The sequence below is a fragment of the Streptomyces sp. NPDC058231 genome (assembly GCF_042882275.1).
Taxonomy (GTDB): domain Bacteria; phylum Actinomycetota; class Actinomycetes; order Streptomycetales; family Streptomycetaceae; genus Streptomyces.
Genome location: NZ_JBHVWN010000069.1, coordinates 32170 through 39275, shown reverse-complemented (window position 1 = coordinate 39275; position 7106 = coordinate 32170). Strand labels below are relative to the sequence as shown.

Genomic DNA, 7106 nt, shown 5'->3' with positions numbered 1-7106 from the left:
GGGGGGGGGGGGGGGCGTGCCGCCACACGAGCTCGGGGGGGGGGGGGGGGGGCACCTTGTGATTGCGCCCCCGCCCCGCCCCCCCCCCCCCCGGCCGGCGCCTCCGTTCACGTCAGGAGTTGAGCTCCTCCAGCGTCCTGCCCTTGGTCTCGACGGCGAACCAGGCGATCACGGCGCCCACCGCGGCGACCACGGCGAGCTGCGCGAAGACGAGGGCCAGGCTGCCGCCCGCGCCGATGATCGCGCCGACGGTGATCGGGCCGAGGATGACACCGACCCGGTTCCACAGGCCACCGAACGCGGCGCCCTTGGCCCGGTTGAACGTGGGGTACAGCTCGGGCGAGTAGAGGTAGAGCCCGGCGTTGATCGCGTACAGGAAGAAGGTCGTGCAGGAGGCGAGGACGGCGACCTGACCGCCCGAGGTGGCGCCGGCCACCGCGAGCACGCCCAGCGAGAGCACCGTGCCGACCAGCGCGCCCACCAGCGCGGGCCTGCGCCCGATACGGTCGATCAGCAGTGCCACGACGAACGTACCGAGCAGGCCGGTGACGTTGCTGAGCAGCGTGTAGACCAACGCGGTGGTCAGGTCCAGCCCGAACTGCTTCGTGTAGAGCGACGGCAGCCAGGTCGAGATGCCGTGGTTGACGTAGTAGGCGACGAACCACAGACCCGACAGGACCGCCGTGCGCCGCAGATAGCGTCCGCGGAACAGGTCGCCCAGCCGACCCTGGGACGTCTCGTCGGGCACCTGCGCGGCGGGCGCGGGCAGTTCCTCGGCGGTGGTGCGGGCGACCTCCGCCTCGATGCGGGCGATGGCCTGCTCCGCCTCCTCCGTGCGCCCGCGCGACAGCAGCCAGCGCGGGGACTCGGCGACGTTGCGGGGCAGCACGGCGGCGATCAGCACCGGTAGGGCGCCCAGGACGAACATGGCGCGCCAGCCGAGGTGGGGCACCACCCATACGGCGACCAGGGTGGCCACCGCCAGTCCGGCCGGGAAGATCATCTCGTACAGCAGGACGAATCGGCCCCGCTTGTCGGAGCGGGCGATCTCGTTGATGTACGTAGCAGCCACCGGCACCACACCACCGATGCCGAGCCCCTGGACGAACCGGAAGAGCGAGAAGGTCTCGATGCCGCCGGAGAAGGCGACGGCGAGGCTGGCGAGCCCGGTGACGGCGACACCGAGGGCGACGGTGCGCACCCGGCCGATCCGGTCACCCATCCAGCCGGCGGCCAGGGCCCCCAGCAGCATGCCGATGGAGGCGGTGGTCACGGCGAAGGTGGCCTGCCCGGTGGTCAGGTGCCACTGCTTCATCAGGACGGGCAGTGCGGAGGCAGCCAGCAGCTGGTCGAACGCCTCGAAGAAGGTGACGGCTCCGATCAGGAAACGGACCTTGACGTGCCAGCGCGAGTGCGGCAGTCGTTCGAGTCGCGCGGCTATCGAGCCGAGGGCTGGCGTACCGGCCACAGTCGTCATGGAGGGTCCTTCCGCGGGCAAAGGGGTTGCCGCGACAGTAGGTTCCCGTATCTAAGTGGTCAATGGTTAAGAGCTTAGGAAACTTGAGTGAAGCGCCCTCTCCACCATCATCGGCACCACAGGATCCACGCTCAAGGCCCCCTCGGCAACGATTTTTCCTTGAGCCCTTGCGGAACGAAACTTAAGCGCTTAGATTTCTAGCACTTCGGAAGTGCCGCGTAACGAAATCGTTTCGGACGTGTCCGCACCCGGAGCCACCCCCCGTCCCGCCGCCTCGCCCGGAGGTCCACCCGTGCCGCACCACCCCACCGACATCCTGATCGCGGGCCAGTGGCGACGTGGTGCGGGCGAGCCCGTCGACACCGTCGACCCGGCGACCGGCCGCGTGCTCGCCAGCATCAACTCCGCTTCTGCCGAAGAGGTCGCCGAAGCCGCCGAAGCCGCGGCAAGGGCCATGGCGGAACCGGCCTGGCGGGACCTTCTGCCCCACGAGCGCGCTCGCGTGCTGCACCGCATCGCCGAACTGACGGAGCAGGCGGCCGACGAGCTGTCGGCACTGCAGACCGCCGACACCGGCAAGACCCTCACCGAGACAAGGGCCCTCGCGCTCAGCGCCGCAGGCACCTTCCGGTACATGGCGGCCGCCCTGGAGACCGCGGAGGACTCGGTCACGCCGTCCCGCGGCCCCTACGTCACCATGAGCGTGTACGAACCGATCGGCGTCGTCGGTGCGATCAACCCCTGGAACTCCCCCGTCGCCAGTGACGCACAGAAGATCGCCCCCGCGTTGGCCGCCGGGAACGCGGTGCTCCTCAAGCCCGCGGCCTGGACCCCCCTGGTCTCCCTCGCACTTGCCCGGCTGATCACCCAGGCGCTCGATGAATTCCGTCTGCCCACCGCCCTGTTGTCGGTACTTCCCGGCAGCGGCCGGGTGGTCGGCGACGCCGTCGTACGGCACCCCCTCGTCGCCCGCATCGGATTCACCGGCGGCACGGAGACCGGCCGGTCCATCGCCGCGATCGCCGCGGCGAAACTCATCCCGGCCTCACTGGAGCTCGGCGGCAAGTCACCGACGATCGTGCGCGCCGACGCCGACATCGAACAGGCTCTGGCGGGCGTCATGTTCGGGGTCTTCTCGTCCAGCGGCCAGTCCTGCATCGCCGGTTCACGGCTCTTCGTGGCGCGCGACATCTACGACTCCTTCGTCGGCGCACTCGTCGAGCGCGTCCGCAAGCTGCGCGTCGGCCCCGGCACCGAACCGGGCACCCAGGTCGGGCCGTTGGTGCACCACCGCCACCGCGACTCCGTCGCCGCCTACGTGGACCTCGCCCGTTCGGAAGGCGCACGGGTGCTCTGCGGCGGGTCGGCGCCCGAGGGCGAGCGTTACCAGGACGGCGCCTACTACCTTCCGACCGTCCTCGACGGACTGCCGAACGCCTCTCGGACCTGCCAGGAGGAGATCTTCGGCCCTGTCCTGGTCGCTCTGCCCTACGACGACGAGGACGACCTGGTCCGCCAGGCCAACGACTCCGTGTACGGGCTGGCCTGCGGGATCTGGACCCGTGACCTGCGGGCCGCGGGACGGATCGCGCGCCGTATCGAGGCCGGCACCGTCTGGATCAACACCTACAAGCAGTTCAGCGCCTCCACCCCGTTCAGCGGCTGGAAGGAGAGCGGCCTCGGGACGGAGAAGGGCCGCGACGCGATCCGCGCCTACCAGCGTCAGAAGTCCCTGTACTGGGGCACCTCCGATCTCCCCCTCCCCTGGGCCAACTGACCCGGCACGCCTGCCCGTCTGGAGAGACTCATGCACCAACCACCGCCCGGTCCGATCGCCCGGCTCCGCTCCCTGCGCTACGTCGAGCTGCACACGCCGGCCTTCACCGAGGCCGCCGACTTCTACGAGGAGGTCTGGGGTCTCGACACCGTCGAGTCCGACACCGGCGCCCGCTGGCTGCGCGGATCGGGCGACGAGCACCACGTCCTTCACCTCACCGAGCGGGACCGGGTCGGCCTCGGCCGGATCGCGTTCGCCGTCGCCACCCCCGCCGAGGTCGACGAGGCTGCCCGGCGCCTCGAAGCACGCTCCCTCGTCCCCGTCTTCGGGCCCGCCCCGCTGGAACAGGCGGGCGGCGGATACGGGTTGCGGTTCACCGATCCCGAGGGCCGTCTGGTCGAGATCAGCGCCCAGGTCGAGGCGGTGGTCCCGCGCGGCCGGGACGGCGCGGTGCCGGTCGGGGTCACGCACGCCGTGCTCAACACCATCGACATCGACGCCGCCGTCGCCTTCTACTGCGACGTGCTCGGCCTGCGCGTCTCCGACTGGTCCGAGCACCAGATGGCGTTCCTGCGCTGCAACGCCGACCACCACTGCATCGCGTTCAACCAGGCCGACTGGACGTCGCTGAACCACGTGGCGTACGAGATGACATCGGTCGACCACTTCATGCGGGGCCTGGGCCGGCTGCGCCACCACGGCATCACCCCCCAGTGGGGCCCCGGCCGGCACGGCCCGGGCAACAACACCTTCTCCTACTTCACCGACCCGTCCGGTCTGGTCTGCGAATACACCTCCGAGGTCGCCCAGATCGTCGAGGACGCCTGGATCGCCCGGGTGTGGCGACGGGTCCCCGACCTGTCCGACCTGTGGGGGACGGCGGGTCCGCCGTCGAAGGAGATCCGCTGCCACATGGCGGGCACACCGGACCCCGGACCGCTCACTCCCGTAGACGCCCAGGAGGCCACCGCATGAGCACCGTACGCAAGGTAGGCATCGTCGGATGGGGTGCGATCGGCCGGGTGGTCGGCACCGCACTCGCCGAAGGCCAGGTGGGCGGCGCCGAGCTCGTGTGCGTCGTCGACAACCGCCCGCTCGGCGAGGCGGCGCCGGCGCAGCAGGTCACCTTCGAGGAGGCCCTGGAGCTCTGCGACCTGATCGTGGAGGCCGCGGGCCAGGGCGTCGTACGGGAGTGGGGCGAGCGGGTGCTCACCTCCGGCACCGACCTGCTGATCGCCTCCAGCGGGGCGCTGACCGACGACGAGCTCGCAGGGCGCCTGCTCGCGGCGGGACCCGGCCGGGTGTACTTCACGGGCGGCGCCGTCGGCGGCCTCGACCTGCTCCAGGCGGCCTGTTCCCTGGGCCCGCTGGACGAGGTCCGCCTGACCACCACCAAGTTGCCTTCGACCCTCGAACAGCCTTGGATGGACGAGGAGTTGCTGACCCGGATGCGGACGGCCACCGGGCCGGTCGAGATCATGTCCGGCACCGCTCGCGAGGTTCCGGCCAAGTTCCCCAAGTCGACGAACGTGGCCGCCTCGGTCGCGCTGGCCGTCGGCGACCTGGACGCTGTGCGGGTCCAGGTCGTCGCCGATCCGGCGGCGCACCACACGCGGCATGTGATCGAGGCGTCGGGCGCGCACGGCGCATACCGCTTCGAGGTGGCCCACCTGCCCGACCCGGGCAACCCGGCGACCAGTCAGGTCGTGCCGTACGCGGTCCTGCGCAGCCTCGCGGCGCTCGCCGGACGGACGGGACAGATCCTGTGAGCGCCCGCGTCGACGTCCATGTCGAGGAGGCCGGCGATCAGGGCCCCCTGCTGCTGTGTCTGCACGGCATCGGCTCGTCGTCGGCGGCCTTCGCCCCACAGCTCGCCGAACTCTCGTCGTGCGTAAGGGTCGTGGCCTGGGACGCGCCCGGTTACGCCAAGTCCCCCGACCCCGCGGAGCCGCTCACCCTCGACGACTTCGCGGACACGGCGGCCGCGCTCATCCGTGAACGCGCCACGACCGCACACGTCCTCGGCGTCTCCTGGGGCGGGGTGATCGCACTGCGGCTCGCCGCACGCCACCCGGAGCTGGTCGCCTCGCTGATCGTCGCCGACTCCAGCCCGGGTTCGGGCACGGACGAGGCGAAGGCACGGGGCATGCGGGCGCGCGCCGCCGAGCTTGCGGAGCTCGGCCCGCGTGCCTTCGCCGAATCACGCGGACCTCGGCTGGTGTCCCCGGGCGCCCCGGAGACCCTGGTGCACAGGGTCGTGGAGACCATGGCGACCTCGGTCCGGCTGCCGGGTTACGGGTACGCCGCCGAGTCCATGGCCGCCGCCGATCTGCGTGCCGAACTCCCCTCGATCGCCGCGCCGACCCTCGTGCTCTGCGGCGAGCAGGACCAGGTCACCGGCGTCGAGGCGAGCCAGGCCATCGCCGGGGCCATCCACAAGACCGCCTTCGTGATCGTCAAGGACGCCGGTCACCTGGCCAACCAGGAGCAGCCCGGGCACTTCAACGCCTGGGTCCTCTCCCACCTCCGCATCACCGCATCCATTCCCGAATAGGAGCTGTTCCCCATGCCTCTGACCACCACCGAGTACGACAACGGCGGCGACCTCGCCGCGTACACCGACGCCCTCATCGCCAGCAAGGCCTCCCGCGTGGCGGACTTCGACACCCTCTCCTTCCAGGAGAAGGCCGGCCCGCAGTACCGCCGGGGTCAGATCCGCTACGTCGGCTCCGGTGCCACCGGCAACCACGAGAGCGACAGCCGCATCATCCCGTCCGGCGGATTCACGTTCTCCAACATGCTGCTGCCGCCCGGCGCCGAGGGCCCGGCCCACACCCACCACGACGTCGAGGAGGCGTTCTTCGTCCTGGAGGGCGAGGTGAAGGTCGGCATCCACCGTGGCCCGGACGAGGCCGAGTACCGCACCCTCGGCTACCGCGACATGATCGTCGTCCCGGCCGGCGTGACCCGTTCGCTCAAGAACGAGGGCGACACCGACGCTCTGTTCTGTGTCGTCATCGGCACGCAGAAGCCGCAGGTGCCGACCTACCCCGAGTACTCGCCGATGCACGGCGTCACCCGTGGCTGACCAGCCTCCGGCCGACGCACGCACCGTCGTCGTCACCGGCGCGGGCCGTGGCCTTGGACTGGCCATGGCCCGCCGGGCGGGCACCGACGGCTTCCGGGTCGTCGTCGCCGAGCTGGAACGCGAGCGGGGCGAGTGCGCTGTCGCGGGGCTGCTCGCGGAGGGCATCGACGCCCACTTCGTGCGGTGCGACGTCGCCGACCCCGCCTCGGTGGACGCCCTGGCGGCCGCCGTGCGCGAACTCGGCCCGCTGTACGGCCTGGTCAACAACGCGGCGCTCGCCAACGGCGTGGGCGGCAAGGAGTTCCAGGACATCGACGTCGAGGTGTGGGACCGGCTGATGACGGTCAACGCCCGCAGCCCCTGGCTGGTGTCGAAGGCGCTGTACCCGCTCTTCACGAGCCCGGGCCGGATCGTCAACATCGCCTCGGACGCGGCCTTGTACGGGTCTCCGCGGCTGGCCCACTACATCGCCTCGAAGGGTGCGGTCATCGCACTGACCCGGGCCATGGCCCGCGAGCTCGGCGACCGGGGAATCACCGTGAACGCGGTCGCTCCCGGCCTCACCGAGTGCGAGGCGACCGAGACCGTGCCCGCCGAGCGGCACGACCTCTACCGCATGAACCGGGCCATCTCCCGGCCGCAGCAGCCCGACGACCTGACCGGGGTCGTCTCCTTCCTGCTCGGCGAGGAGTCCCGCTATCTGACCGGCCAGGTGATCGCCGTCAACGGCGGCTTCACCATGAACTGAACCGTAGGAGAAACGA

Annotated in this window: 7 protein-coding genes; 6 read left to right on the top strand and 1 reads right to left on the bottom strand. The window is 71.0% G+C overall.

The window, feature by feature from the left end; translation table 11 throughout:
* Positions 1–112: 112 nt before the first annotated feature.
* Positions 113–1477, bottom strand: a complete 1365-nt coding sequence (locus ACFVXE_RS31600; RefSeq protein ID WP_389676348.1) for an MFS transporter — start codon at positions 1475–1477, stop codon at positions 113–115.
* A gap of 292 nt (positions 1478–1769) precedes the next feature.
* On the opposite strand from ACFVXE_RS31600, the gene ACFVXE_RS31595 reads away from it, so the two are divergent.
* The 6 genes from ACFVXE_RS31595 to ACFVXE_RS31570 are packed head-to-tail and all read left to right on the top strand — an operon-like array spanning position 1770 to position 7090.
* Positions 1770–3254 carry an aldehyde dehydrogenase family protein gene (locus ACFVXE_RS31595; RefSeq protein WP_389676349.1) on the top strand — a complete coding sequence of 495 codons (1485 nt, stop codon included), beginning with the start codon at positions 1770–1772 and terminating at the stop codon, positions 3252–3254.
* A gap of 30 nt (positions 3255–3284) precedes the next feature.
* Positions 3285–4229 (top strand): VOC family protein, encoded by a 945-nt coding sequence (locus tag ACFVXE_RS31590; protein ID WP_389676347.1) that lies wholly within the window; start codon positions 3285–3287, stop codon positions 4227–4229.
* Positions 4226–5023 carry an aspartate dehydrogenase domain-containing protein gene (locus ACFVXE_RS31585; protein WP_389676346.1) on the top strand — a complete coding sequence of 266 codons (798 nt, stop codon included), beginning with the start codon at positions 4226–4228 and terminating at the stop codon, positions 5021–5023. The genes ACFVXE_RS31590 and ACFVXE_RS31585 overlap by 4 nt, the downstream gene beginning before the upstream one ends.
* Positions 5020–5808 carry an alpha/beta fold hydrolase gene (locus ACFVXE_RS31580; protein ID WP_389676345.1) on the top strand — a complete coding sequence of 263 codons (789 nt, stop codon included), beginning with the start codon at positions 5020–5022 and terminating at the stop codon, positions 5806–5808. Before ACFVXE_RS31585 ends, ACFVXE_RS31580 begins: the two co-directional genes overlap by 4 nt.
* A gap of 12 nt (positions 5809–5820) precedes the next feature.
* Entirely contained in the window at positions 5821–6342 is a 522-nt protein-coding gene (locus tag ACFVXE_RS31575; RefSeq protein ID WP_389676343.1) for a cupin domain-containing protein, read from the top strand.
* Positions 6335–7090 carry an SDR family oxidoreductase gene (locus tag ACFVXE_RS31570; protein WP_389676341.1) on the top strand — a complete coding sequence of 252 codons (756 nt, stop codon included), beginning with the start codon at positions 6335–6337 and terminating at the stop codon, positions 7088–7090. The genes ACFVXE_RS31575 and ACFVXE_RS31570 overlap by 8 nt, the downstream gene beginning before the upstream one ends.
* Positions 7091–7106 lie beyond the last annotated feature (16 nt).

Excerpts from the sequence above, each read along its gene's own strand:
- ACFVXE_RS31600 (WP_389676348.1), bottom strand. The coding sequence starts at position 1,477 with ATGACGACTGTGGCCGGTACGCCAGCCCTCGGCTCGATAGCCGCGCGA.
- ACFVXE_RS31590 (WP_389676347.1), top strand. The coding sequence starts at position 3,285 with ATGCACCAACCACCGCCCGGTCCGATCGCCCGGCTCCGCTCCCTGCGC.
- ACFVXE_RS31585 (WP_389676346.1), top strand. The coding sequence starts at position 4,226 with ATGAGCACCGTACGCAAGGTAGGCATCGTCGGATGGGGTGCGATCGGC.
- ACFVXE_RS31575 (WP_389676343.1), top strand. The coding sequence starts at position 5,821 with ATGCCTCTGACCACCACCGAGTACGACAACGGCGGCGACCTCGCCGCG.